The organism is Microbacterium sp. LWH13-1.2, from assembly GCF_038397735.1.
Classification (GTDB): domain Bacteria; phylum Actinomycetota; class Actinomycetes; order Actinomycetales; family Microbacteriaceae; genus Microbacterium.
The window spans coordinates 872,305-897,824 of the sequence record NZ_CP151635.1 but is presented as its reverse complement, the minus strand read 5'-3'; the positions used below and the strand labels follow the sequence as shown (position 1 = coordinate 897,824).

19 protein-coding genes and 1 pseudogene are annotated in these 25,520 nt (G+C 64.5%); 9 read left to right on the top strand and 11 right to left on the bottom strand.

The window, feature by feature from the left end:
* Positions 1-71 precede the first annotated feature (71 nt).
* Genes gmd through MRBLWH13_RS04040 form a run of 3 tightly spaced genes read left to right on the top strand, consistent with a single transcriptional unit; the run spans position 72 to position 3,226 of the window.
* Positions 72-1,100: a GDP-mannose 4,6-dehydratase gene (gene gmd, locus MRBLWH13_RS04050; RefSeq protein WP_341957028.1), complete on the top strand. Its 1,029-nt coding sequence runs from the start codon at positions 72-74 to the stop codon at positions 1,098-1,100.
* A 3-nt stretch (positions 1,101-1,103) separates the two neighbouring features.
* A complete protein-coding gene (locus MRBLWH13_RS04045; protein WP_341957027.1) occupies positions 1,104-2,042 on the top strand; it encodes an NAD-dependent epimerase/dehydratase family protein in 939 nt (312 codons plus the stop codon).
* Positions 2,039-3,226 carry a DegT/DnrJ/EryC1/StrS family aminotransferase gene (locus MRBLWH13_RS04040; RefSeq protein ID WP_341957026.1) on the top strand — a complete coding sequence of 396 codons (1,188 nt, stop codon included), beginning with the start codon at positions 2,039-2,041 and terminating at the stop codon, positions 3,224-3,226. Before MRBLWH13_RS04045 ends, MRBLWH13_RS04040 begins: the two co-directional genes overlap by 4 nt.
* 4 nt (positions 3,227-3,230) lie before the next feature.
* On the opposite strand, the gene MRBLWH13_RS04035 is transcribed toward MRBLWH13_RS04040, so the two are convergent.
* From MRBLWH13_RS04035 to MRBLWH13_RS04020, 4 genes are read right to left on the bottom strand one after another with little or no spacing between them, the layout of a single operon-like run.
* Positions 3,231-4,331: a glycosyltransferase family 1 protein gene (locus tag MRBLWH13_RS04035; RefSeq protein ID WP_341957025.1), complete on the bottom strand. Its 1,101-nt coding sequence runs from the start codon at positions 4,329-4,331 to the stop codon at positions 3,231-3,233.
* Between the two features lie 25 nt (positions 4,332-4,356).
* Positions 4,357-5,388 carry an acyltransferase gene (locus tag MRBLWH13_RS04030; RefSeq protein ID WP_341957024.1) on the bottom strand — a complete coding sequence of 344 codons (1,032 nt, stop codon included), beginning with the start codon at positions 5,386-5,388 and terminating at the stop codon, positions 4,357-4,359.
* Between the two features lie 56 nt (positions 5,389-5,444).
* On the bottom strand, positions 5,445-6,581 hold the full coding sequence (locus tag MRBLWH13_RS04025; RefSeq protein WP_341958209.1) for an NAD-dependent epimerase/dehydratase family protein: 1,137 nt from the start codon (positions 6,579-6,581) through the stop codon (positions 5,445-5,447).
* 53 nt (positions 6,582-6,634) lie between these two features.
* Complete coding sequence (locus tag MRBLWH13_RS04020; protein WP_341957023.1) at positions 6,635-7,525, bottom strand: glycosyltransferase; 891 nt, start codon at positions 7,523-7,525, stop codon at positions 6,635-6,637.
* Between the two features lie 150 nt (positions 7,526-7,675).
* Between MRBLWH13_RS04020 and MRBLWH13_RS04015 the strand changes: the two genes are divergently transcribed.
* Entirely contained in the window at positions 7,676-8,689 is a 1,014-nt protein-coding gene (locus MRBLWH13_RS04015) for a glycosyltransferase (RefSeq protein WP_341957021.1), read from the top strand.
* Between the two features lie 109 nt (positions 8,690-8,798).
* A complete protein-coding gene (locus MRBLWH13_RS04010) occupies positions 8,799-10,343 on the top strand; it encodes a DUF2142 domain-containing protein (protein ID WP_341957020.1) in 1,545 nt (514 codons plus the stop codon).
* A 31-nt stretch (positions 10,344-10,374) separates the two neighbouring features.
* On the opposite strand, the gene MRBLWH13_RS04005 is transcribed toward MRBLWH13_RS04010, so the two are convergent.
* The 3 genes from MRBLWH13_RS04005 to MRBLWH13_RS03995 are packed head-to-tail and all read right to left on the bottom strand — an operon-like array spanning position 10,375 to position 14,692.
* Complete coding sequence (locus tag MRBLWH13_RS04005) at positions 10,375-11,592, bottom strand: hypothetical protein (protein ID WP_341957019.1); 1,218 nt, start codon at positions 11,590-11,592, stop codon at positions 10,375-10,377.
* Positions 11,589-12,818, bottom strand: coding sequence for an acyltransferase (locus MRBLWH13_RS04000; RefSeq protein WP_341957018.1), 1,230 nt, complete (start codon positions 12,816-12,818; stop codon positions 11,589-11,591). The genes MRBLWH13_RS04005 and MRBLWH13_RS04000 overlap by 4 nt, the downstream gene beginning before the upstream one ends.
* Positions 12,815-14,692 (bottom strand): rhamnan synthesis F family protein, encoded by a 1,878-nt coding sequence (locus MRBLWH13_RS03995; protein ID WP_341957017.1) that lies wholly within the window; start codon positions 14,690-14,692, stop codon positions 12,815-12,817. The genes MRBLWH13_RS04000 and MRBLWH13_RS03995 overlap by 4 nt, the downstream gene beginning before the upstream one ends.
* A gap of 216 nt (positions 14,693-14,908) precedes the next feature.
* On the opposite strand from MRBLWH13_RS03995, the gene MRBLWH13_RS03990 reads away from it, so the two are divergent.
* Positions 14,909-16,351, top strand: coding sequence for a glycosyltransferase (locus MRBLWH13_RS03990; protein ID WP_341957016.1), 1,443 nt, complete (start codon positions 14,909-14,911; stop codon positions 16,349-16,351).
* 2 nt (positions 16,352-16,353) lie between these two features.
* Here the strand turns inward: MRBLWH13_RS03990 and MRBLWH13_RS03985 are convergent, their stop codons facing one another.
* Together MRBLWH13_RS03985 and MRBLWH13_RS03980 are read right to left on the bottom strand one after the other, a co-directional pair.
* The gene (locus MRBLWH13_RS03985; protein WP_341957015.1) at positions 16,354-17,550 is read right to left on the bottom strand and encodes an ABC transporter ATP-binding protein; all 1,197 of its coding nucleotides are present in this window, start codon (positions 17,548-17,550) and stop codon (positions 16,354-16,356) included.
* Positions 17,550-18,464: an ABC transporter permease gene (locus MRBLWH13_RS03980; protein ID WP_341957014.1), complete on the bottom strand. Its 915-nt coding sequence runs from the start codon at positions 18,462-18,464 to the stop codon at positions 17,550-17,552. The genes MRBLWH13_RS03985 and MRBLWH13_RS03980 overlap by 1 nt, the downstream gene beginning before the upstream one ends.
* A gap of 145 nt (positions 18,465-18,609) precedes the next feature.
* Here MRBLWH13_RS03980 and MRBLWH13_RS03975 point away from each other — a divergent pair, with 145 nt between their 5' ends.
* A complete protein-coding gene (locus MRBLWH13_RS03975) occupies positions 18,610-19,455 on the top strand; it encodes an NAD-dependent epimerase/dehydratase family protein (protein ID WP_341957013.1) in 846 nt (281 codons plus the stop codon).
* Between the two features lie 57 nt (positions 19,456-19,512).
* Here the strand turns inward: MRBLWH13_RS03975 and rfbA are convergent, their stop codons facing one another.
* The gene (gene rfbA, locus MRBLWH13_RS03970) at positions 19,513-20,388 is read right to left on the bottom strand and encodes a glucose-1-phosphate thymidylyltransferase RfbA (RefSeq protein ID WP_341957012.1); all 876 of its coding nucleotides are present in this window, start codon (positions 20,386-20,388) and stop codon (positions 19,513-19,515) included.
* Positions 20,389-20,458: 70 nt separating this feature from the next.
* Here rfbA and rfbB point away from each other — a divergent pair, with 70 nt between their 5' ends.
* Positions 20,459-21,457: a dTDP-glucose 4,6-dehydratase gene (gene rfbB / locus MRBLWH13_RS03965; protein ID WP_341957011.1), complete on the top strand. Its 999-nt coding sequence runs from the start codon at positions 20,459-20,461 to the stop codon at positions 21,455-21,457.
* Positions 21,458-21,504: 47 nt separating this feature from the next.
* Positions 21,505-22,011: pseudogene (gene rfbC / locus MRBLWH13_RS03960) on the top strand (dTDP-4-dehydrorhamnose 3,5-epimerase); the annotation flags it as partial.
* Between the two features lie 93 nt (positions 22,012-22,104).
* Here the strand turns inward: rfbC and MRBLWH13_RS03955 are convergent.
* A complete protein-coding gene (locus MRBLWH13_RS03955) occupies positions 22,105-25,518 on the bottom strand; it encodes a hypothetical protein (protein ID WP_341957010.1) in 3,414 nt (1,137 codons plus the stop codon).
* Positions 25,519-25,520: the final 2 nt, after the last annotated feature.

Sequence of the window (25,520 nt, the reverse complement as noted above, 5' to 3'; positions counted from 1 at the left end):
CGAAACCCCTCCGGTAGACTGTCGTGCGGCCGTCAAGCCCCACCGTCCTCCCGAACCAGGAGCCCTTCACAATGAGCGAAACGACTGCGACGAAGCGCGCACTCATCACCGGAATCACTGGACAGGACGGCAGCTATCTCGCCGAGCTTCTCCTCTCCAAGGGGTACGAGGTGCACGGCTTGATCCGCCGATCGTCTTCTTTCAACACGCAGCGAATCGACCACATCTACCAGCCGGCGCAGTCCGAGAACCACAGGCTCTTCCTGCATTTCGCAGACCTCGCGGACGGATCGCGTCTGGTGACGCTGCTGAACGAGATCCAGCCGCACGAGGTCTACAACCTCGCAGCGCAGTCGCACGTGCGCGTGAGCTTCGACGAGCCTGAGTACACAGGCGACGTCACCGGTCTCGCTACGACGCGACTGCTCGAGGCCATCCGCGCGGCTCACGTGGACTGCCGTTTCTACCAGGCATCCAGCTCCGAGATGTTCGGCGCGACGCCTCCGCCCCAGAACGAGGAGACGCCGTTCTATCCGCGCTCGCCCTACGGCGTCGCCAAGGTCTACTCCTACTGGATCACGCGTAACTACCGCGAAGCGTACGACCTCTTCGCGGTCAACGGCATCCTGTTCAACCACGAGTCGCCCCGCCGTGGCGGCACCTTCGTGACGCGCAAGATCACGCGCGCCGTCGCGCGCATCGCGGCCGGTCTTCAGGACGAGCTGTACCTCGGCAACCTCGACTCGGTCCGAGACTGGGGATACGCTCCCGAGTACGTCGAGGGCATGTGGCGCATGCTTCAGCACGACGAGCCCACCGACTACGTCCTCGCCACGAACACGGCGTACACGGTCAAGGACTTCCTGCAGTTCTCGTTCGAGCACGTCGGCCTCGACTGGGAGAAGTACGTGAAGTTCGATGAGCGCTACCTGCGCCCGACCGAGGTAGACGCGCTCGTCGGCGACTTCGGCCGCGCGAAGGACCTCCTCGGCTGGGAGCCGAAGGTGCTCACCCCGCGTCTCGCCCAGATCATGGTGGATGCCGACGCCGCGAGCCTCGAAGTCGAGGGCCGGCACTACGTCGATCAGGTCCAGAGCTGACACGTGCGCGTTCTGATCACCGGGGCGGGCGGGATGCTCGGCTCCAGTATCGCCGAGCGGTGGACATCACGTCGCCCGGACGATGAGATCGTCGCGCTCCGGCGCGCCGATGCCGACCTCCGCGACACCGAGGCGACCGGTCGCGCGGTGCGATCGGCGCGACCGGACGTGATCGTCCACGCCGCAGCCGTGGTCGGCGGCATCGCTGACAAGATCGCCCGCCCCCTCCCCTACCTGCTCGACAACCTGGCCGTCGATCGCTCCGTGATCGAAGCCGCCGTGTCGAACGAGGTGCCCGGTCTGGTCTACGTCGCGAGCGCCGCGGCCTACCCGGCCTCGGCGGAGAGCCCCATCGACGAGTCTCGCCTCTTCGACGGCGCCTTGGAGTCCGCCAACGAGGGGTACGGTCTCGCGAAGCTCACCGGGCTGACGGCAGTCCGCTACGCCGCGCAGCAGACGGGGCTCGCCTATCGGTCGCTCCTGCCGTCGAACCTGTACGGGCCGAACGACACCTTCGCGGCCGATCGGGCTCACCTGATCGCCTCCACGATCCGCAAGACACACGAGGCGAAGACCTCCGGCTCGTCCTCCGTATCGGTGTGGGGTGACGGCACCGCGCGGCGGGAGTTCACCTATGCGCCCGACCTGGCGGACTGGCTCGTGGGTGCGATCGATGACCTCGCGAACTGGCCGTCCACCATGAACGTCGGCGCAGGCACAGACCACAGCATCCGCGAGTTCTACGAGTTCGCGCGTGAGGTCGTGGACTACGACGGCGACCTGGAGTTCGACGTCACACGACCCAGCGGCGTTCCGCAGCGCCTGATCGACTCATCAGTCGCGCGATCCCACGGCTGGGCTCCGACGACGACGATGATCGACGGCATGCGCGCCTGCTACGACTCCTACCTGAGATACATTGCGAACGGAGAACTTCGATGACCTCTGCCGAACCGGCCTACCCCCTGGCGACGACCACCTGGGATGACGCGGAGTACGAGGCGATCCGCCGCGTCACCGAAAGCGGACGCTTCACGATGGGCCCCCTGGTGCGGGAGTTCGAGGCAGGATTCGCTGCCCACTTCGGCGCGAAGTACGGCGTCATGGTCAACTCGGGCAGCTCCGCCAACCTGATCGCCGTCGCGGCGGCGGTCCTGGATCCTCGGATCGACCTCAACCGCGGCGACGAGGTACTCGTCCCGGCGGTCTCCTGGCCCACGACTTACTACCCGCTGACTCAGTACGGTCTCCGCCCGCGGTTCGTGGACATCGACCTCGACACCCTGAACGTCGATCTCGACCTTCTCGAGGAGGCTATCGGCCCGAAGACCAAGGCCGTGTTCGCGGTCAATCTCCTGGGTAATCCCAATGACTTCACGCGTCTGAAGGACATCTGCCGGCGTCATGGACTCATCCTCATGGAGGACAACTGCGAGTCGCTGGGTGCGGTGAGCGACGGGATCAACGCGGGAACCGCTGGTCTCGTCGGGACATTCAGCTCGTTCTTCTCCCACCACATCGCGACGATGGAGGGTGGTGTCATCCTCACCGATGACGAGCAGATCTACCAGGAGATGCTCTCCCTGCGCTCTCACGGATGGACACGCGATCTGCCGAACGAGAACCACGTGCACGACAAGACCGGGAACACCTGGGATGACCTGTTCCGGTTCGTGCTCCCCGGCTACAACGTGCGCCCGCTCGAGATGGAGGGCGCTCTCGGGATCGAGCAGCTCAAGAAGATCCCCTCGCTCATCGCCGGCCGCCGGGAGAACGCCGCATACTTCGCCGAGCGGTTCGCGGACATCTCTGCAGTGCGCCTCCAGAAGGAGACCGGCGAGAGCAGCTGGTTCGGCTTCTCTCTGGTTTTGGAGGGACCGCTGGCGGGCCGCCGCTCGGATCTGGTGAACGCCTTCGCCGAGGCGCGCATCGAGTCACGGCCGATCGTCGCGGGCAACTTCACGCGCAACCCCGTCATGGCACACCTCGACGCTATCGTTCCCGATGCGCTGCCGGCAGCCGACAAGGTGCACTCGGACGGACTTTTCGTCGGCAACCACCATTACCCGGTCCGCGACGGGATCGACCTCGTCGCCGAGACCGTGGAGCGGGTCGCGCGGTCCTGAGGGCTCAGCGCTTGCCGTCGCGGAGGGCACGTTCGAACGACTCGAGCGTGCCCTTCGCCGTCTTCTCCCAAGAGAAGAGCTCGGCGCGCTCATAGCCGCGGCGGGTCAGGTCGAGCATCCGCTCCGGATCGGTCGCCGCGGTCGTCATCGCCCTCGCGATCGAGTCCAGGTCGTTCGGGTCGATGAAGAGCGCGACGTCGCCGACGACCTCCCGGTAGACCGGGATATCGCTGATCATCACGGGAAGCCCTGCCATCATCGCCTCGAGGGCCGGCAGGGAGAAACCGTCCGCGAAGGATGGCATCGCGAGGGCAGTCGCCGTCGAGTACAGCTCTCGCATCTCGTCGGTGTCGACCCACGAGCGCAGGTCGACCCAATCCTGCATTCGCGTCTCGGCGACGATCTCGATGAGAGGGTCGTCGCCGTGGCTGCCCGTCACCACCACACGGGGGCGGATCGCTTCGTCGATCAGCGGAAGCGCGCGGATCAGAGACGGCCAGTTCTTGTGAGGTCGACGGTTGCCCGTGGCGAGGATCATCGCCCCCTCACTCGATGCTCGCGAACGGTCGACGCCTTCCAGAGCTGTCCCCGCGAGCGGGACGAGATCGATACGCTCGGCCTCGACCTTGAGGTAGCGGACGATCGCCTGTCGGGACACCTCGCTGATGGTGAGAATGCGAGAGGCGTTGCGCGCCGCGAGCCTCTCCATCACCTTCACCGGCAGGGTGTACATCGGTGTCGACATGTACTGCGGGTGGCTCCAATAGAGCATGTCATGCATGCTGATGACAGCAGGCATCTTCGTCTTGGCCGGCCCGAGCGTCATCGGAGAGTGCAGGAGATCCGCGCCGGCAGCAGCAGCAGCGCGACCGCAGCGCAGCTCTCCCCACGCCCACGAGAACCTGTTCTCGCCGCTGATACCGGAAGCGATCCCCTCGCCAGGGAACCAACTCCGGTCGAGCTCCCAGCCTTCCTTGCTGAAGTAGCCGATGTACTCGTGCTCCGGTGCGAGACGTCCGAGCTGCGTGTAGAGCTCTCGGGCGTATGTCTCCATGCCGCCCTTCTTTCCGGTGAGCGAGAGGAGGTCGACGAAGATTCGTGCCATTGCGGAGTGTCCTTTTCGGGTGTGGTCACGCAGAGGGTGCGACGATGGCCGATCGCGGGCTCGAACCGCGGCTGCGCACACGGCGCATGCACGGGCGCTCGATGAGGAACCAGCTCAGCGCCGCGAGAACGACCGTACCGATGATCGTGATGAGGATGTAGACGGGCATGCCCCATCGGTCACCGCCGAACAGCACCGTCAGCTGCTGCACCGGCCACGCGTAGATGTAGAAGCCGTAGGAGATGTCGTTGCGTGCGATCCATTGCGGTTGGCGGATCACCGTCGATAGGAAGAGAAGGCCGTAAGCGAGGAACGGAGCGGATATCTGCCCGCCCCAGTGCGGAATCAGCACGATCGCAGCGACGGCGATCGCCAGCGAGGCGACCGCCACCCACATGTTGACGCCGAAGCGCTCGATGATCAGGAAGACCAGAGCACCGCCCAGGAAGAACGGCAACAGCTTGAAGAGCAGCACGAAGCTTGCGTCGAGTCCGACGCGGTCCGCCAGCCCGATGTTGACCCACACGAGGACTGAGCCGAGGAAGGCGACGGCCGCGGGAATCAACGATCTCCGGAACAGCGCCCACGACCCGAGGATCCAGACGATCAGATAGCACAGGAACTCGTAGTAGAGAGTCCAGAGCGATCCGTTCCAGGCATCCGGATAGGGCACGGTGTTCAGCGTCGCGCCGATGTCATAGCTCGTGACCTTCAGCCCGAGGTTGCCCCAGATGTACTGCAGCGGCGTGACCGGTGTGCTGACGTAGCCGGCCAGCGTGCCGTTCTCGATGAGAGCGGCGATCGGGCCGAAGAGCACAGCCGTCACGACGAGGCACACGACGAAAGCGGGATAGATCCGCGCGACACGATGCAGAAGATAGTCGCCGGCCCCAGTGCGGAATCGGCTTCGTGTGATGAGGAATCCACTCAGGACGAAGAACCCCGCGACGGCCCAGCCACCGAGGTTTTCCCCCTGTATCTGAGGACCTACCCCGCGCCCCGCGATGTACCAACTGTGCGCGAACAGCACGAGCGCTGCGAGGACGAGCCTGAACATGTTCAGGCTGTTTTCTCGGTAGGGATAGGGGCTACCGCTGAGGAAGGCGGGCAGCGTCATTTCAGCAGGTTCCGCGCTGCCATCTCGTCCAGCGACTTCTGATACGAGTCGCCCTCTTCCGGTTCGTTCTTCACCCAATCGACGAAGCGCTGGACTCCGACCTCGAAGGGTGTCTCCGGCTCGAAGCCCAGTATCTCTTTGAGGCGCGAGGTGTCCGCCACGTTGTGACGGATGTCGCCGAGCCGGTAGTTGCCGGAGATGTGCGTTGGGACGTCCAGTCCGAACGCCGCGAACAGGCCCCCGACCACCGCGTTCACCGACGTCGCGACGCCGGAACCCACGTTGAAGGTGTTGCCGCCAGCGGCGGGATGGGTCGCCCCGAGGAACGTCGCCTCGACGACATCGTCGATGTACACGAAGTCACGGCTCTCGAGTCCGTCCTCGAAGATGTTGATCGCCTTACCCTGGCGGATCAGCGTGGAGAAGATCGAAAGAATTCCGGTGTACGGGTTCTTCAACGACTGTCCCGGGCCGTAGACGTTCTGGTAACGCAACGCGACGCCCTCTATGCCGATGGTCGGCGCCACGGTCATCACCAACGACTCCTGCATCTGCTTCGTGATTCCGTAGACGGACGAGGGGTGCAGCTTGGCGTCCTCATCCGTCGGGATCACCGTCAGGTTCTTCTCACCTGGGTGATGAACGCTGAAATCTCCGGACGCCATGTGCGCATCCGAACGATGTGCGGGGAAGACGACGCGTCCGTCGTCCGTCCGGTACGCCCCTTCGCCGTAGATCGAGCGCGAGGAGGCGATGACGATACGTCGAACAGTGTGAGGCTCGTTGGCCAGCAGATCGAGGAGCTTCGCAGTGCCGCCCACATTCGCTGCCACGTACCGATCGATCTCGTACATGGATTGTCCCGTGCCCGTCTCCGCCGCAAGGTGCACGATGACCGTCGCGTCGACAAGAGCGCGACGAAGATCATCGGTCGAGGTGACCGTTCCGCGGATGACCGTGGCGACGCCGTCGAGCGACCTCAGCAGCGGCGAGTCGTTATCCGGATCCTCACCGTGGACCTGCGAGATCAGCGAATCCAGCACGGTCACCGTATGTCCATCGTCCGCAAAGCGGCGAGCGAGTCGGCTCCCGATGAATCCGGCGCCCCCGGTGATCAGGATGTGTTCGGACATGGTGGATGCTCCTGAGTGGTTGATGTGCGGCTGATGAAACAACAGCGGCACAGTCAGAGGTGGAAGATGTGGGCCAGCGTCGATACTAGCCCGGCGCGCGTTCCGTGCCTCAGAACGCCGGGCAGCTCCGACACGGCGTGAAGGCGCGACATCAGCCTCGTTCTGGCCGTGCGACGGGTGCGAGACCAACCGCGAGCCGCTGCGAGCTCCGCGGCCTGGTGATAGTACGTCCGCTCATCGTTGAAACGACGACCGTCCATCAGCGTCTTTTGCGATGCGCTCGCGCCGTGTCGCCGGTAGGAGAACGCGATCTCCGGGTTGTAGGCGAGCGTGCCGTTCTCGAAGGCGATATCCATGAGGAGCGCCAGATCCTGGATGATGGGCAACCCGTCGCGGAAGTCGATCCGGTTCAGGGTGGAGGTCTTGAACGTGAGGGACGGCCAATAGAGCCAGTCTCCTCTGATGAGACTCGTCGCCATCTGCTCACCCTGCAGCACGGCGATCCCGCTTCCCCCTCGCGGAGCCAGCACTCGCTGCTTGACTCGATCCACGAGTGGTGAGATGGGCGCGCCGCTCTCGTCGATGACGACGACACCGGGCTGGATCACATCGGCGGAGGGAACCGCGCGCGAAGTCGTCCTCACGACCTCGAGGTAGTTCGGGTGCATGAGATCATCGCAGCCGAGGATCGTGACGTACTCTCCGCGGGCCCGACGAATCGCTTCCCGGTAGTTCTCGGTGATTCCGAGGTTCGTCTCGTTGCGCACATAGGTCACGCGAGGGTCGTCGAGCGACGCGAAGTACGCGGCTACCGACTCATCCGGATAGCAGTCGTCGAGAACCGTCATCGACCAGTCCTCGATGCTCTGGGCACGAACCGAGTCGATCGTCTCGAACAGCAGAGCGGGTTCGCCCCAGAACGGAACAAAGATCTCTGAGGTCATCGTATTGGCTCCGTCTACGGGACTCTTGATTGAGGTCGCCAGCTCGCTGTGGCCGGAAAGGTCGTCCAATCCTACCGGGGGCTCGGTGATCAGATCCTGTGCCCAAGGCGCCGATTCCACCGAGTGTCTCAACGGATAGGATCGTTCCTGATGTTCACTGATCCCCTGCCGTCCGAGCGCACGGTGTCCGTCATCGTCCCGGTCTACAACGCCGTCACCCATCTCGGCGCGTGTGTGGCGTCGATACTGTCGCAGACGCACGTGGATCTCGACGTCATCCTCGTCGACGACGGTTCGACCGACGGGTCCGGCGCATTATGCGACGATATCGCTTCGCGCGACTCACGGGTCCGGGTCGTCCATCAGCAGAACGGCGGCATCGGCGCCGCCCAGAACGCGGGCTTGGATGCTGCGCGCGGCGCCTTCATCACATTCTGCGACAACGACGACCTGATGAGCCCGCACCTCATCGAGCGGCTGTTGACGATTCTCCTCGACGCCGACGCCGACATGAGCTGCTGCCGCTGGTGGAACGTCGGCGCGAGCGCAGCCCTGGAATCTCTGGAGGAGCATCGAAACGACTCCCCCGGTGACGTCCTCGTCTTCGACGACGCCGCCCGCAGCTACCAGACCGTGTTCAGCGTCGCACTGCGGCGTCTGAGAAAGGACGAGCTGCGATATTTCAGCGAGGCGAACTGGGGCAAGCTCTATCGCTCCGCACTCTTCGACGGCCTTCGCTTCCCCGACGGGCGCTATGCACAGGACGTCGCTGTCGCGATGGATCTGTACGTGCGCATGCGTAGGGTGGCGTCGTGCGGCGACAGACTGTATTTCTGGCTCCAGCGAGGCGACAGCGTCTCCCACTCCCTCCGCTCCGCCGCCTACTATCACGACATCGTGCGTGCACACGCACGATCGTTCGACGCCGCGCTATCTCGCGGCATCCTGCCCGCACGGGCGTACTACGGCCTCACGGCGCTCCGCCTCGAGCGCCACAGTGTGCGCAGCCCGTCCGATGCCGAGCTGTACAAATCGGACAAGGCGCTGGTGAGATCCCTGTTGTCGCGCCTGACTGTCAGCCAGCGAGCACGCTGCGCGATGCTGCGGCTGATCAGGAGGGCCGAGGTGTTCGTCTACGATCGAACGGTGCATCGCCGACGCTGATCGACATCGACGGCCCCGTCCATGACGGGCCGGGACCTCACGTCAGAATCTCCGCTGCTTGCGGCCTCGAGTTCCGGTTCTCCCTGAGGAGCCGAATAGACTAGCCCTCATGGCTTTCTCGACGAGTCCTGTCAGCGTGCGCTCCCACACTGAGGATCCCGCCGAACCCGGTGATCGCCCTCGCATTTTGCGCGTGCTTCTGGTCGCGCTGCTCGGCTTCGCGGCATTGCTCGGTTGGAGCTTCGCGTCCCCGGTCGGGGCCAGTCCCGATGACAACTTCCATATGACGAGCATCTGGTGCGCCGCAGGTGAGCGTCCCGGACTGTGCGAAAGCACATCGAACCCTGACGAGATGGCGGTTCTCGCAGAGGTCGCGTTCACCTCAGCCTGCTACGCGACAGTACCCGAGCACAGCGGCCGCTGCGATCCCGCAATGTCCGGCATGGTCGGCACAGCCCATGGCAACTTCGAAGGGCTGTATCCCCCGGTCTTCTACGCCACGATGAGCATCTTCTCATCGGCAGACGTGCAGACATCGGTCCTGCTGATGCGCATATTCAACTCGCTTCTCGCTGTCTCACTGGTCACTTCGGTCTACCTCCTCGTCGAGCGACGGCTCCGAGCACCTATGCTGTGGGGCCTGCTGCTCACGACCATCCCTACCGGCATCTTTCTCATCGCCAGCGTCAATCCGAGCGGTTGGGCGATCATGTCGGCCAGCACGATGTGGGTGGCGATTGCGGGATATTTCCGTGCGCCGAACCTGACTCGACGCATCGCTCTCGGAGGGCTCGCCCTCGTGGCCGCGGCGATGGGAGCGGGATCCCGAGGCGACTCGGCTGTGTACGTCGCATTTGGCGCTGTCGTCGCGACGATCATCTCCTTCGAGCGGAGTCGCCGATTCCTGTATCTGCTCGCCCTCCCAGTGGTCACCGCGATAATGGCAGCGGCGTTCTACCTCGGCTCGAATCAGGTGGGGGCCGCGCTCGGTGGAGAGATGGCTCCCGGCCGGCCTGAGAACATCGACGTCGTCGGCGGTCTGATCCGCACCGTATTGAACATCCCCCAGCTCTGGGTCGGGAACTTCGGTGCTCAGGCACTCGGTTGGGGAGACGTGGAGCTGCCCGGAATCGTCTGGTTCACCTCCCTCGTCCTCTATAGTGCCGTCGCGTTCTGGGGCTTGTCCCGTCGCCGCGATGCACGCACGTACGTGGCCATCGCTCTCGCCGGCCTCGCTCTAGTGCTGGTGCCGAGCTGGATTATCGTCCAAAACGGTGTCGAAGTCGGAGTTCTGGTGCAACCTCGGTACGTCCTCCCTCTGCAGGTGCTTCTCATCGGGCTGCTCCTCGTCGGTGCGGGTGATCCTCGAATCGCCCTGTCGCGCCTCCAGCGATGGGTGATATTCCTTGGGCTCGCCGGCGCGAACAGCGTCGCCCTGTACACGACCATGCGTCGATACCTCACCGGCACCGAGCACTCGGGGGTCGACCTGAATCAAGGTGTCGACTGGTGGTGGACCAGCATGCCGATTCCGCCCGGCGTCGTCTGGTTCCTCGGCACCGTGGCATTCGCCGGACTTCTGTTAATCGTGACCGGGGTCGTCACACGCAGGCGCCCCGAAATCGCTCTCGCCGTGCGATCTACCGCAGTCTGAAAGACGGCCCCCGTCTCACAGGTGGCGAGGGTCAGCCCACCGCCAGAGTCGGGGGCACCTGCGCGAAGTATCGCTCGGTGAAGACGTAGAGGACGGTGTCGGCGTCGCATTCGGCTGCCTGCGCCACGATGTCGGGCCTCTGGTCGGGGTAGTCGAGGTTGTGCCGCGCCTGGCAAGTCTGTTCGAACGCCTGGGCCCATACCGGCGCAAGCGCTTCGCCGGTCGAGTCTCGCATGATCAGCGCACGACCGGCGCCTGAGGAGGACTCGGTACGGGCGGGCATGTCGAGAAGTCCCACCGCGCCGTCCGACGGCCCCTCCTGAGCTGTCCCGTCGGCACCGGTGATGGTGGACTGCACGGGCTCCGACTCGGGCAGGACGGGCGTTGCCCAGTCCTCGACGGTCGCCGAATTCCCGTACGGGGTGAACTCGTTCGGTGCGGTGGACATCGTGATACCGGCGGGCTCCGGGACCTCCACCTGCGGCCACACCGAGTCGGGGTACAGGTCCGACGCGCAGCTCACCGTCTGCTTCCACGCCGCGTATGCGCCGTAAGGGTTCCAGTGGGTGTTCACGGCCGAGTAGACGGGCGCATCCTGTTTAGCCGCCTGCATCGCGCCACGCACATCGACGATGGGCAGGTCCCCAGAGCGCTCCAGGAACTGCTCCAAGTGGGTCTCCCCCTGAAGCTCGTCCGCCCACTCAGGGAGTTTCTCCCGGTAGAGTTCCCACTTCGCCGGCGCCACCACGATCACGAGTTCACGGTCATCCTCGGCGAGCTTCTCGTCGAGCTCGCTGAAGTAGGCGAGCCACTGACCGAGCTGATCATCGAGCCACGGCGCGCGGCCGAGCGCCTGCGAGAAGTTGGCCGACTGCTCGTCACCCCAGAATTCGAAGCCGTCGCGTCCTTCGACGCGCATCCCGAACGCCTCCGGATGCGCGGCGAACTCGGCTTCCGACTCCGCATTGCGCTCTCCCGTCCAGATCTCCGGAGAGTGGGCGGCGAAGTCCTCCGAGATGCAGCTGCCTGGCAGAGAGCTCTGCTGCGACGCCTGCGCGAGGGCTTCCTTTCGCTGCTGTGCCGTCGCCGCCTGGTCGGCCTGGCGAGTTCCCACTCCGATGACAGACATCACGATCACCGCGACCATCAGGAGGCTGAGGGGAATGTAGTACGCGATGCGCTGGGCGCGTGAGCGAGGCCTCTCCTTCTCGACGCCGTGCATCGAGTGCAACGAAGGCCCGGCGCTCACGACTGTGCTCCGTTGTTCGAGCGCATCGACTCCGCGAAACGCGTCGACGAGAAGTCGGGATTGACGATCCGTCGCTTGACCCCTGTCGTGACCGGCGCGGCGCGACGCATCAGGGCCGCCAGCCATCCGGGTGTCCAGTCCTTGAGCGACATCGCCGGCTTCTCGATCAGATGCCACGATGCGATCGCGACGATGTGGACGACGACCACGATCACCAGGTGGTAGGCGAACCAACCGTACTTCTGCAACCCGAAGTACGTCGCGAGCGTCATCAGCGGCCACGCATAGATGTAGATGCCGTAGGAGAAGTCGCCGAATCGAGCCCAGTTCGTCAGGCGGAATCGCACACCCACCCACATGAGGAAGTAGAGGAAGCCGAACTGGCCCACGACATTCCAGCCACCGAATGCATAGGTGAAGAGTCCGAGCCCCAGCATTCCTATCGCTATGCGGTCGTCGATGATGATCTTGTCGCCGTGGAGCGCGAAGATCATTCCGAATGCGAACGGCGCGAAGAACATGAGGATGAACGGATCGGCGAGCACGCGGTTGAGTCCGCCGATGTTGCCCGCGCCCAGCCACTGCAGCGCGTTCAGGCCGATGACGACGACGGCGAACGCGGTCGCGAATCGCTTGGATGCCAACGCACCGAACAGGCCGAGAAGCCCTACGACGATATAGCAGAGGAACTCGTACGAGAGGGTCCAGGCGGATCCGTTCCAGTCCCGCACCCCGTGATTGAGGAAGTATGGCACGGTCTCGCCGAGCCCAGCGATGTTCCGCTGTCCCAGAGTGAGGAACATGTTGTCGACGAAGTACGTCTTCGGAGACTCGACGACGGCACCCCAGTAGCCGTCGAACGTGCCCTTCTCGAGATGCCAGGCGATTGGCGCGAGGACGGCCACGGTGAGGATGAGTGCGGCCCAGAACGCCGGGAAGATGCGGAGGCATCGTCGCCAGAAGTATCGCCAGATCGTCGAGCGTCCCATCCGGGACTTCGTGATGAGGAAGCCCGAGAAGAAGAAGAAGCCGGCGACCGCGACGCCGCCGAGGGACTGCTCGTCGGAGATCTGGATTCCGAGGTCCTCGCCCCCGTAGAACCCGGCGACGGGGCCGGAGTGCGAGAAGATGACGAGGAATGCCAGTAGCCAGCGGAGGAAATCGAGAGAGTTCGCTCGGGGGTTGAAAGCCTCTGCGACGGTCAGCGGCCCACGGACATCGCTCACGCTGCGTTCCCCCGTCCGCCACGGCGCGTGCGCCACCGGACGTAGGTTCTTCGGCTCGCGTCATAGACGGGATAGAGCAACCGGGCGAGGCGCGGAAGCCGCGTATGCACGACGCGCTTGCTGACGCTGAGCATGCTCGGACCGCGCTCGAGCCGATCGAGGTAGGCGCGCTGCTGCATCACTGTCCCCGGGAGGCCCTGACTGAAGTTCTGGAGCTTGAACTCCAGTGAGGGGTAATTGATCGAAGCGAGCTCCGTGCTCTGCACCGTGTAGACAGGCATGCCCGCTCCGAGGGATGAGTAGGTGAACAGCCGCTCGAGGACATGCGCCAGGGAGCCGTCGCCGTACGCCTCGTCGTCGAAGTCTGCCCACGTCAGACCTGCGTCGACCAGTGTGCGCAACGCACGCGGCCGGGCGATGAACATCGAGCCGTATGCCGACAGTGGCGTGGATTCGTCGAGCGGCGTCGTGATCCCGAGCTTCTGACACAGACGCTCAGCCGGTGCTTTGTTGAGATACCAGGACTTGCCGAGAGTCGGGAACCCGATATGGATGATCGGAGGGATCACCATGCCGATCTCCGGGCGCTCCGCGAACAGGTTCACGACGTTCGCGGCGTAGTTCTCAGAATGCAGAAGGTTGCCGAACAGGTGCCGCTTGAACCATCCGCCTGCGACGGCGCCATCCTGAGGCGAGCGCTTCGAATGCAGTTTGACCACGATGTCGAAGCTGTCGTCTCGCAGCAGATCGGCGCAACCGAGTAGGAACGCCGACACGTCGCGCCCCGCGTTGGACTCGGTCACGCGGACCTCGTACGAGGATTCACCTCTCCGCGCCAACGCGGCCTTGATGTAGCTCTTCTTCTGCTCGGTGTCGGTGGTGACGACGACATGCCTCTCACAGGGGAGCCGCTCGGCGTACCCCATGAGCTCGTCGATCATGTCCTCGTAGTAGCAGTGGATCGCGACCAGCGCGCGCATTCCTCGGGCACGCTCGAGCTGCGCCTCATCTATCTCGAGCGCGTCCGAGTAGATGCGATACAGGGAGAAGTTCGTCGCCGCCACGCGCGGCTCGGATGTCCGAGCAATGTTCTGCCACACGAGTTCCAGCGGGTAGTCGGACGTCCGCTCGAGCTCGTCGATGACGTCGCGCCCGATGATGGCGTAGTCGGAGAAGTACAGCGGGCTGTGGAAGAAGGTGCGTCGCTTGAGGATCGGGCAGCGCTCTGCGGTGAGCTGCACCACTTCATCGAGGATCGGATTGAGGCTGGAGTAGTCGGCGCCGCGGAAGAGCACCTCCGAGGAGAAGCCGCGCTCTTCGAAATGCTGGGTGAAGCGGGCCTCGTGCATGTCCACGGACTGCTCGTAGCTCGTGATCATCGGCATGCTGGCCCAGTACTCGCGGAAGGCGGGAGACGTGAACATCGCATTGCGCACGGCGATCCAGTGCGACTGGATGTGGCGGGGCAACACCCCCTTCGCGGCGAACGGGTGCGGACGCACTTCACCATGCTCCGTAATGCCCCAGAAGTCGGCTTTCCAGGAGTCCGACCGCTCGAACATCTCAGAGAACGGGTACATCGGCCCGAAGAACGTGTAGTTGAGCAGGATCAGCTCGTCGTACTCAGCGAGTCGATCGAAACCGAATCGCTCGAGCCCCTCTTTGTAACCCCAGACGTCGAAACCGACGTTCTCGCGCTCCCAGACCTCGTCGGCGACCTCCTCGAGCGCAGCACGACCGGCAGAGTCGAGGGGGCCGTTGGAGACGACCACGATGTGCTCGACGTGCTCGCGCAACTTCTCCAGGCAGTAGGGGACGTAGCCGTCGACTCCCCCGTCCTTCTCCCAGAAAAGATAGAAAGCGATGCGCTTCACGGGGCTCCTTGGTGGGGGTAGACAATCCTGACGAGTATAGCCGCAGCACACCGCACTCCCCTGTGGACGCACCGGCCCGAGATCTCGACGACTCGCCTGCCGCGAGCTCTCGATCCCGTGCGAGGACTCGGGTTAGGATTGGCCGATTGAGCGACGCGGCGATGATCTTCTCGCCTGTGACCCGACTACATCACGACCCGAGCTGAGAACGCACCGATGACAGATACCCCTCGCACCGGCACGCCCGCTGACGCGCACCGAGTGCTCATTGTCACGCCCGACACCCTCGGAAAGAAGATGGGCGGGCCCGCCATCAGGGCGTGGGAGATCGCAAAGAGACTCGCGCACGTCGCGGACGTCAGACTGGTCTCGATCAAGCAGGCGTCGCTGTCGCACGATTCCTTCCGAGTGTTCACCGCCGATGCTGATGAGCTTCGGGGGCATGTCGCGTGGTCGGACGTCATCATCGGGCAGGGTGAGGTCTTCGCTCTCAATCCGTGGCTCGTCGAGTCCGATGCGATCATCGTCGTGGATGCATACGATCCGCTACACCTCGAGGTACTCGAGTCGGGGAAAGATGAGGGCGAAGAATCGCGCCGGTTCCTCGTCGACTATTGCATTGACATGCTCACTATGCAGCTTCGACGGGCTGACTACGTGATCTGCGCCTCCGAGAAGCAGCGCGACTTCTGGCTGGGCCATCTCGGCGCCCTCGGTCGCATCTCCCCCGAGAACTACGATGCCGATCACAGCCTGCGCTCATTCATCGATGTCGTGCCGTTCGGCGTCTCCGACGACGAGGCGGTGCAGACGAGGCACGGCATCCGTGATGAGATCGACGGCATCGGCGCCGACGACAAGGTCATCATCTGGGGAGGCGGCGTCTACAACTGGTTCGATCCGCTCACGCTCGTCAAGGCGGTGCAGGTGCTCTCGAAGCGTCACGCGGACGTGAAGCTGTACTTCCTGGGGATGAAGTACCCGAACCCTGATGTCCATGAGTCCCAGATGGCCGCAGCCACGGTGCGCCTCTCCGACGAGCTTGGGCTCACCGATTCGCATGTCTTCTTCAATATGGACTGGGTCGACTACGACGACCGCATCAACTACCTGCTGGATGCCGACGTGGCGGTCAGCACTCACAGCAACCACATCGAGACGGCGTTCAGCTTCCGGACCAGGATTCTCGACTACCTCTGGGCCGGGTTGCCCGTCGTCGCGACCGACGGAGACGGATTCGCTCCCATCATCCGCGACAACGTTCTGGGAGCGGTGGTTCCGGCGGAGGAGGTCGGGGCACTGGCAGAGGCGCTCGAAGAGATCCTGTACGAACGCGACAGCGAGGCGATCCGCGACAATGTCCGCGCCTTCGCGCGAGAGGTAACCTGGGACCACGCACTCGTCCCGCTCTTCGACTTCGTGCAGGCACCGAGGCACGCTGCGGACTACCCTCTCTCGCTCAACCAGTCGTTGGATGCCAACAGATTGCGCCACATCGAGGCGCTCGAGGCGAAGATCTTGGAGATGGCACAGGAACTCGGCACGACGCACAACGATAGGGCGAACGCGCTCGGCGAGATCGATCGCATCCACCACAGCACCTCGTGGCGGGCTACTGCGCCGATCCGCGCACTGGGGCGCGTACTGCGCCGCAACTGACCTCAGGCCGCAGCGGTGATCCGGGCCGCGACGGAACCGAGAGTCGTAGTCGTGTCCTGAACTGAGAACATCTTCCCCTGCATGAGGACGTCGGAGTTGATGTCGATCACTTCAGAGACGTTGGCATTGATGTAGTACTGCCCTGCGCCGAGGAAGACCTGTTCGATTCGGAAGTCGAAGTGCGTGTCGCCCGCGGGGATCGCCGGCAGTGTGACGCCGAGGCGCTCGGTGTTCGAGGCGATCGTCATCTGCCCGAGAGTCGTGTCGATGCTGAATCCCGTCGCCCAGCGCGCCATCGGCTGATTCGCTCTGACGTTGATGCGGAGCACGAGTGGATCGCCGACTCGGACCGAGTCGGTCTCGACCCCCTCTGCGTCGAAGAGAGTTATGCCGGTCACCTCGATGGGAAGCCCTGAGTCCTCATCGTGCACGTCGCCGAGCCGACGACCTTCCAGCACCTGTCGCAACACTGCGACGCCGTCATTGACGTCGCCGTCGAACACCACCTCGCCGTCTTTGAGGACGACGGCCCGGTCGCACAGCTCCTGCACCTGCGACGCAGAGTGCGAGACCAAAACGATGGTGCGCCCCTCGGCACGGAACTGCGCGATACGCTCCATGCACTTGCGCTGGAACGCTTCGTCGCCCACGGCCAAGACCTCATCGACGAGCAGCACATCGGGATCGGTGTGCACGGCGACGGCGAACGCGAGTCGGACGAACATCCCCGAGGAGTAGAACTTCACCTGGGAGTCGATGAACTCCCCGATACCGCTGAATTCGTGGATCGCATCGAACTGCTTGTCGACCTCTTCTTTGCTCAGTCCGAGGATGGCCGCATTCAGGTAGACGTTCTCACGTCCGCTGAGGTCGGGGTGGAAGCCGGCACCGAGCTCCAGAAGCGCGGCCATCCGACCGCGCGCGAAGATCGCCCCGCTCGTGGGCGCGAGGATGCCGCCGATGAGCTTGAGCAGCGTGCTCTTGCCCGAGCCGTTCGCTCCCAGCAGCCCGACGGTCGTCCCCGCCTGGATGTCAAGAGTCACGTCGTCGACCGCGGTGAAGCGCTCGCGGTGCTCGCGTCCGAGCTTTCCGAGGTGGAAGACACGGTCTTTCAGCGTGTTGTCCTTGCGGATCTGGAAGGACTTGGAGACGTTCTCCACGCGGACAACGACGGGACCGGGTTCTGCGGATACGACCATCACAGCTCCTGAGCGAAGTTGCCCTGCAGCCGCTTGAAGACGCGGTGGGCGAAGAAGACGAGTACAAGACCGATGAGGAACGCGATGAGGATGCGCAGCCCGAGTTCGGGTGGATAGTCGGCCTCGGTGCCGCTTCCCCAGAACGCACGATGAAATCCGAAGACTCCGAGCGTGATCGGGCTGTTCAGATACACCTCGAGCACCCACGACGGCAGATCGAAGCTCTTGAACGCATCGGCCGCCATGTGCCACGAATACACGATGGGCGATGCCCACATCGCGAGCATGACGAGCAGCTCGAGAAGGTACTGGACGTCACGCAGGTACACGTTGACGGCCGCGAGGAAGATCCCGAGCGCGAGGCCGTACACCAGGATCAGAGCGACCGAGGGGAAGAACCAGAGCATCTGCAGCAGATCGTCCGGGAGCGCGCCGAACACGAACGCGGCGGCGAGCAGCACACCGCACTGGATGAGGAACATCACCCCGGCGCCGCCGACGCTGGCCAGCGGGAAGATCTCCCTCGGGAGATAGATCTTCTTCACCAACCCGGAGTTGGCGATGATCGAGCTGGCCGAGCCGACGACCATCTCACTGAAGAAGCTGTAGAGCGTGAGTCCGGAGAACAGGTACACCGCGAAGTCGGGAATCCCTTCGGCAGCGCGGAGGAACTTCCCGAGAACGATGAAGTACATGAGGAAGACGATGATCGGCCGGATGACCGTCCACAGAAAGCCGAGAACGCTGTCGCGATAGCGCGCCTGGAGATCGCGGCGGACGAGCAGGCCGAGCAGTTCCCTGCGATGGAACAGCTCGCGCAGCTTTCCCCCACGCGCATCCGTGGCTACACCCGATGAGTCTGCGCGGGAGAAGGGAGTGGCAGCAAGCAGCCTGTATCGAGCTTCCGTATCCACCTTGCTCCACATTCGTCAAACCAACTTGCCCACTCTACCGTAGGCGTCCTGCCGGCCTGCTGACCGCGGCGCTCCCGATGCGATCCGGTAGCCTCGATCGGAGCGTCCGCAGCTCAGCGGACGAGGACAGGAAAACGGTGAGAACATGACGGAATCCCCCTCGCGAGTGGTCGTCACAGGTGCCGGCGGGTACCTGGGCCCGCACGTCGTGGCCGCGTTGGCGGACCGCGGCCACGAGGTCGTCGCCGTCGTGCGTCCCGGATCGCAGTCGAAGACCGATCCCCGCGCGATTCGCCTCGAGGCAGACATCCTCGCAGACGATTTCGACGTGGACGCGTGGGGCGATGCCCGGAGCCTCGTCCACCTCGCCTGGAAGGACGGATTCGTCCACAACTCACCCGCGCACATGGGTCAGCTCTCGGCGCACTACCGGCTTCTGACGGAGGCCGCCGCGGCCGGGGTCACACGGATCGTCGCCCTCGGCACGATGCACGAGGTCGGGTACTGGGAAGGCGCGATCACCGCCGACACCCCCACGAACCCGAAGTCCCTCTACGGAATCGCGAAAGAGGCACTCCGGCGAGCACTCCCCCTCGCGCTCCCCGACACCGTGTCCCTCGCGTGGGCGCGGGCCTACTACATCTACGGCGACGATCGCCGCAGCAACTCGATCTTCCGCAAGCTCCTCGAAGCGGTCGACGCGGGCAAGACGGTCTTCCCGTTCACGAGCGGCAAGAATCTGTTCGACTTCATCCGCGTCGAGGAGCTCGGACGCCAGCTCGCTGCGCTGACGGATGCCGAGGACGTCACGGGGACGCTCAACTGCAGCAGCGGAGAGCCGCGGTCGCTCGCAGACCAGGTCGAGAGCTTCATCGCTGAGAACGCGCTTCCGATCTCGCTCGAGTACGGCGCATTCCCCGACCGCCCCTACGACTCCCCCGGGGTGTGGGGAGACTCCACCGTCATCCGAGAGGTGATGGCGCGAGCCTGAAGCCGGCAGCACGGCCCCAGCATCCGCTGATCGGCGCGCGCCACCCGCGACGTCCGATCAGCGGATCGCGCCGTGCTCGAGGACCTCGAGCAGGTACTTGCCATAGCCGCTCTTCACCAGCGGTTCGGCCCGCTCGCGCAGCTCGTCGTCGGTGAGGAACCCCATTCGCCACGCCACCTCTTCGGGGCAGCCGATGGAGAGCCCCTGACGCTTCTGCACGGTGCGGATGAACTCCGTGGCCTCGCTGAGCGAATCGAAGGTCCCGGTGTCGAGCCAGGCGGTTCCGCGCGGGAGGATCTGAACCTTCAGATCGCCGCGATCCAGGTAGACGCGGTTCAGGTCCGTGATCTCGAGCTCGCCACGGGCGGAGGGCTTCAGATCCTTCGCGATCTCGACGACATCGTTGTCGTAGAAGTAGAGCCCGGGAATCGCGTAGTTGCTCTTCGGCACTGTCGGCTTCTCCTCGATGGACAGTGCACGCCCCTGAGCATCGAACTCGACGACGCCGTACGCGGTGGGGTCGGCCACCCAGTAGCCGAAGACCGCCGCTCCACTGAGGTTCGTGTACTCGCGCAGGTGCGAGCCCATCCCCTGCCCGTAGAAGATGTTGTCTCCGAGCACGAGCGCGGCCGTGTCGTTTCCGATGTGATCCGCGCCGAGCGTGAATGCCTGCGCGAGCCCGTCGGGAGAGTGCTGCTGCACGTAGGTGATCGACACGCCGAACCTCGACCCGTCGCCGAGGAGACGCTGGAACTGATCGGCGTCGTGCGGCGTGGTGATGATGAGGATGTCGCGGATCCCCGCCAGCATGAGCGTGGTCAGCGGGTAGTAGATCATCGGCTTGTCGTACACCGGGACCAGCTGCTTGGAGACGCCGAGAGTGATCGGGTGCAGCCGGGAGCCTGTGCCTCCGGCGAGAATAATGCCACGCATGCTGTCTAGTGTCCGCCATGTCGCCATCTCCTGCCAAATCTGTCACGGCGACGACCAGTAGTATTGGCGGATGCGAAAGCTCTTGGTTACCGGAGGCGCCGGGTTCATCGGCTCCAACTTCGTCCACTACGTTCTTGACAACACCGACGACACCGTGACGGTGCTCGACAAGCTGACCTACGCCGGCGATCGGGCCTCGTTGAGCGGCCTGCCCGAGGATCGCTTCACCCTCGTCGAGGGGGACATCTGCGACGCGGACCTGGTCGGCGACCTGTTCGCCGACCACGATGCGGTCGTGCACTATGCGGCAGAATCCCACAACGACAACTCACTGACCGGCCCGGCGCCGTTCGTCGAGACCAACCTCATCGGGACGTTCACGCTCCTCGAGGCCGCGCGCCGCACGGGCATCCGGTTCCACCACATCTCCACCGACGAGGTGTACGGCGACCTCGAACTCGACGACCCCGCCCGCTTCACCGAGGACACGCCCTACAACCCGTCGAGTCCGTATTCGTCCACGAAGGCAGGCTCCGACCTCCTCGTCCGGGCATGGGTGCGCTCGTTCGGCGTGAACGCCACGATCAGCAACTGCTCGAACAACTACGGCCCGCGTCAGCACGTTGAGAAGTTCATCCCCCGACAGATCACGAACCTGATCGACGGTGTGCGTCCGCGCCTGTACGGCGACGGCCTGAACGTCCGCGACTGGATCCACGCCGACGACCACTCCTCGGCAGTGCTGCGGATCCTGGACGCCGGACGCATCGGCGACACCTACCTGATCGGCGCCGACGGCGAGAAGAACAATCGTCAGGTGATCGAGCTGATCCTCGCTGCCATGGGACGACCGTCCGACGACTATGACCTCGTCGCGGACCGCCCCGGTCACGACCGCCGCTACGCGATCGACTGGTCGAAGCTCCGCGATGAGCTGGACTGGACCCCGCGCTTCTCGGACTTCTCGACCGGAATCGTGGACACGGTCGAGTGGTACCGCGACAACGAGGCCTGGTGGCGACCTCAGAAGGCTGCCACCGAAGCGAAGTACGCGGAGGCCGGTCAGTGAGCGAAGAACTTCGTTTCGGTCTCCCGCTCGCGCGACACGCGACGTCGATCGACGGCCTCCAGCGCTGGGACATCCCCGTCCACGGCGACAACCGCGGATGGTTCAAGGAGAACTGGCAGCGCCAGAAGATGGTCGACCTCGGTCTGCCTGATCTCGGCCCCGTGCAGAACAACGTCTCGTTCAACAAGAGCCGGGGGACGACACGCGGCATCCACGCGGAGCCGTGGGACAAGTTCATCTCCGTCGCCACAGGCAGCGTGTTCGGGGCGTGGGTCGATCTTCGTGAAGGTGCGGGATTCGGCACGGTCTACTCCACGGTGATCACGCCCGCGGTCGCGATCTTCGTCCCGAAGGGCGTGGGCAACGCCTTCCAGACGCTCGAGGACGCCACGGCATACTCGTACCTCGTCAACGAGCACTGGTCTCCCGAGGCCGAGTACACGTTCCTGAATCTCGCGGATGAGACCGTCGGGATCGATTGGCCCGTGCCGCTCGATCAGGCCGAGCTGTCTGCGAAGGACGAGCAGCACCCGCGTCTGCGCGACGTCGCGCCGATGCGATTCAACTGACCTCGCACACCTCATCCGACCTCGGATGAACGAGAAGAGCCTTGCCGATCGGCAAGGCTCTTCTCGTGTCCGGTCAGCTCAGCGGAGCGCTCCGTCCGCGACCACGACGACGGTCGCGGGGACGCCGTAGGTCGCGGTCGCCCACGCCTGCTGTTCCGCGGTCATTGGCGTGAGTCCCCCGGACGCGAGGTACACCTGTGTGCTGCTCGCCTCACGAACGAACCGGGCACCCGTGGCCACGGGTGCCATGGACAGCACCCTGATGGCGTCGAGCGAGACGGGAGAGAACGTCAGTCCCCCGTAGTTCGACGGATCGACCTTCGCCCATCCCTGAACGGAAAGCACGTAACTGACGCCTTCGTTGACGGCACGCACCGGCAGCGTCCCCGTGGTCTTGAAGAGCGCGAACGATTCCTCCGTCATCGGCTTCGCATACGTCTTGATGGCATCGACCTGCGCTGCCGCAGAGATTTCGATCGCCTCTGCTCCCACCAGAAGCTTCATCGCGCCGGACGTGCTGCGGTAGACACCCGCTCCGATCACCGGGCTGCCGAGCGGAACGGTCTTCAGCAGCTCTGACGACACGGCCGTCGACGTCGTACCGATGCCATACGCCGCGAGGATGGAGGGATCAGGAACTTCTCGCCTCTTGGCCGACTGGATGAGCCAGACATCGCCCCCCGGCCCACGAAGCAGCGCGCCCAGGATTCCACCTTCCTTCAAACCCAGTGCGTCGAGTCTCACAGTCTGAAGCGCCGCGCAGTCCTTGCCGAACGCCGCCACGACGGCGCAGTCGCTGAGCTGATAGGACGTCGCGCCATCCGTGATCATGATCCGAGAATCCGTCGTCTTGAAAACGAGCCCCGGCGCGAGCGTTACGCCGCGAAGGGTTCCGTCCGCGACCGACCACAGACGCGAGGAGAGGCCGAAGTAGGCTGCGAGCCATGTCCGCGCACTGTCGCCATCCACCGGCTGCAGCATTCCGCCCGAGACCAGGAACGTCTGCGTGGACGTCCGGTCCTTGACGAAATGCGGTCGCGTCTCTGTGGACGCGAGCGGGATCCCCGTCCACGAACCGGCGTCGGCTGCCGCGAACGCTTTCGCGCCGCCGTACAGTTCCGGCGCGACCTGTAGCCACCCCTGATCGGTCAGCAGCAGAGAACGACTGTCACTGAGGATACGGGTCCCCAGGTCCGCCCGCGGGGGCATCAGTGCGATGGTCTCGGCAGTGAGCTTGCGAGCACTCTGCGTCACGATCGCGACCTGGGCCCCCGACGGCACACGGAATGTGCCCGCTTGGTTGACCAGGAAGTAACCTCCGGCGGCATCGGTGTACGTGCCGGGCGCGAGGACCGGCACGCCGACCGCCAAGGTCTTCAGGAACGCAGCGGAGACCGGGCTCGTCGCTCCCCCGATGCCGAAGGGGGCGAGCACACCCGTGTCCACGACTTCACGTCGCGTTCCGGACTGGATCAGCCACGTCGTGCCATCGCTCTGACGCACCAGCCGCTCCAGCAGACCGCGGTCGGTGTACTGCGACACGTCCGATGCCGTCGTCGTGGCCAGCTGACCGCACGCGGAACCCCAGTCCGTTACCTGCGCGCAGTCACGGAACCTGTAGCGGCTCGTACCGTCGAGCAGGTACGCCGTGCCGTCCGCTGTGCGGACCATGCGCTGCGCAGGTGCGACCCGGTCACCGAGCACGCCGTCGGCCACGACGCGCACCGTCGGAGACACTCCGAAGGCAGCCGAGATCGATCGCTGCTGCTCGGGAGTCGCGGTCTGGATGGTTCCGCCGGAGACCAGGAAAACCTGGACACCGGACTGCGCGCGGACGAAGTGCGGCCCCAGGACCGCTCCTGCGGAGGGCATGCCCGCCAACGAGGTCGCGGTGACGCTCGTGAAGGGGATGAGCGAACCGTAGGCGTCGACCTGGAGCCATCCGTCGACTGTCAGCACATATGAGCGTCCTCCCGCGTTGACGGTGAGAGGCAGGCTCCCGGAGCTCTTCAGTCGGGCCCACGTCTCTTTGGTGACTCGCTTGGCCGCCGCGGTGACGGCCGGTACCTGCCCCTGGGTAGAGATGTCGTAGACGAGGCCGTTCTGCAGAAGGGTGCGCATCGCCCCAGAGCCGTCCGCGAAGACGCCGGCTCCCAGCACGGGGTCGCCGACCGCGTACTCGCTCGTCATCGCGTCGGACAGCACAGTCGCCCCGCTCGTGATCCCGTACTGCAGAAGCAGGGACCGGTCGGGAGTCTCCCGTCGGATCGCTCCTTGGAGCAACCACGATGTTCCCAGAGCGGCAATCGACGGCTCCAGCACGCCACCTTCTCCGTAGATCGTGACCTGTCCTTGCCCGACGAGCGGGAGCGCCATGCAGTTCCACCCGTAGTCAGCCGCACGCGCGCACGACGGTACCCAGATACGGCGGCCGCTGTCGAGGAGGTACACGTGCCCGGCATCTGTGCGGACCGCCCTGGGCGCCGGCCCCGCATCCTGATACGCCGCAAGCTGAGCAGTCGAAACGACGTGCACCGGTGCGACCCAGGTGAACTGCGCCGCACGCTCGCCCGTGGGGAAGCTGTACTTCTTTCCCTCGGTGACGAGGAACGTCGCGCCGGTGCTCGAATCCTTCAACACCATGGCCGCCGTGGCCTGAGTGGACCCGAACCAGTCCGTGAAGTAGTTATAGAAATTCCGGTTGCCGTACGCGGAGCAGGCGTCGCCCTCGCCGTACCCGGAGCGCATCGCAGCCGCGTTGGGCTGATACGGCGTGTAGTAGTAGAGAGCCGAGGTGGCCATGTTCGCCACGTAGACGGGCGCGCTGCCGCAGTTCCGATTCGGGTTGTAGAGGATGTTCCAGGTCTTACCGGGCGCGTAATACGTGAAGTAGCGCCCCTCCATGTAGATCTGCATCTGACGAGCAGCGCCGTAGATCTGATGGAAGAAGCCGACGTAGTTCGGATCGCAGGCCACGCCGCCGTCGGGGCACCCCTGCCCGAGTGCGGCGTTGTAGCGGTTCATGCTCGGCCAGGTGTGAGTGACCAGGCCCTGCTCCTTCTGGAGCATGACGATCAGCACCTGAGGATTGATACCGCAGGACTGCGCGACGCGGGCGATGATTCGCGCCGCCGACTCGTTGGGGGCACCCGAGTAGCCCTGGCAGTACCTGTCGGCCGGCCGGTTCACCGAGGTGATGGTGAAGTCCTTGAGGCAGATGATCGGACCGTACCTGTCCGATCCGCCCTGGCACCGCGAGACCTTGCTGTTGAAGAAGGCCTGGATCTGGGCCTCGGTCATGGTGTTCCGGTTGGTGAACACCGCGTCGCTGATGATGTTGCCGGGATTGAAGCCTGCCAATGTCGTCTTGATGTCCCGGCCCTGAGCCGCACTGATGGTCGCGTTCGGCGCAGCCGAGACGGAGGCGACAGGGACAAACACACCGACCACGAGCGCAATGACTGCGACGAACGTGGCGAGGACCCGGGGCATCC

Excerpts from the sequence above, each read along its gene's own strand:
- gmd (WP_341957028.1), top strand. The coding sequence starts at position 72 with ATGAGCGAAACGACTGCGACGAAGCGCGCACTCATCACCGGAATCACT.
- MRBLWH13_RS04040 (WP_341957026.1), top strand. The coding sequence starts at position 2,039 with ATGACCTCTGCCGAACCGGCCTACCCCCTGGCGACGACCACCTGGGAT.
- MRBLWH13_RS04035 (WP_341957025.1), bottom strand. The coding sequence starts at position 4,331 with ATGGCACGAATCTTCGTCGACCTCCTCTCGCTCACCGGAAAGAAGGGC.
- MRBLWH13_RS04030 (WP_341957024.1), bottom strand. The coding sequence starts at position 5,388 with ATGTTCAGGCTCGTCCTCGCAGCGCTCGTGCTGTTCGCGCACAGTTGG.
- MRBLWH13_RS04025 (WP_341958209.1), bottom strand. The coding sequence starts at position 6,581 with ATGTCCGAACACATCCTGATCACCGGGGGCGCCGGATTCATCGGGAGC.
- MRBLWH13_RS04020 (WP_341957023.1), bottom strand. The coding sequence starts at position 7,525 with ATGACCTCAGAGATCTTTGTTCCGTTCTGGGGCGAACCCGCTCTGCTG.
- MRBLWH13_RS04015 (WP_341957021.1), top strand. The coding sequence starts at position 7,676 with ATGTTCACTGATCCCCTGCCGTCCGAGCGCACGGTGTCCGTCATCGTC.
- MRBLWH13_RS04010 (WP_341957020.1), top strand. The coding sequence starts at position 8,799 with ATGGCTTTCTCGACGAGTCCTGTCAGCGTGCGCTCCCACACTGAGGAT.
- MRBLWH13_RS03990 (WP_341957016.1), top strand. The coding sequence starts at position 14,909 with ATGACAGATACCCCTCGCACCGGCACGCCCGCTGACGCGCACCGAGTG.
- MRBLWH13_RS03985 (WP_341957015.1), bottom strand. The coding sequence starts at position 17,550 with ATGGTCGTATCCGCAGAACCCGGTCCCGTCGTTGTCCGCGTGGAGAAC.
- MRBLWH13_RS03975 (WP_341957013.1), top strand. The coding sequence starts at position 18,610 with ATGACGGAATCCCCCTCGCGAGTGGTCGTCACAGGTGCCGGCGGGTAC.
- rfbA (WP_341957012.1), bottom strand. The coding sequence starts at position 20,388 with ATGCGTGGCATTATTCTCGCCGGAGGCACAGGCTCCCGGCTGCACCCG.
- rfbB (WP_341957011.1), top strand. The coding sequence starts at position 20,459 with ATGCGAAAGCTCTTGGTTACCGGAGGCGCCGGGTTCATCGGCTCCAAC.
- MRBLWH13_RS03955 (WP_341957010.1), bottom strand. The coding sequence starts at position 25,518 with ATGCCCCGGGTCCTCGCCACGTTCGTCGCAGTCATTGCGCTCGTGGTC.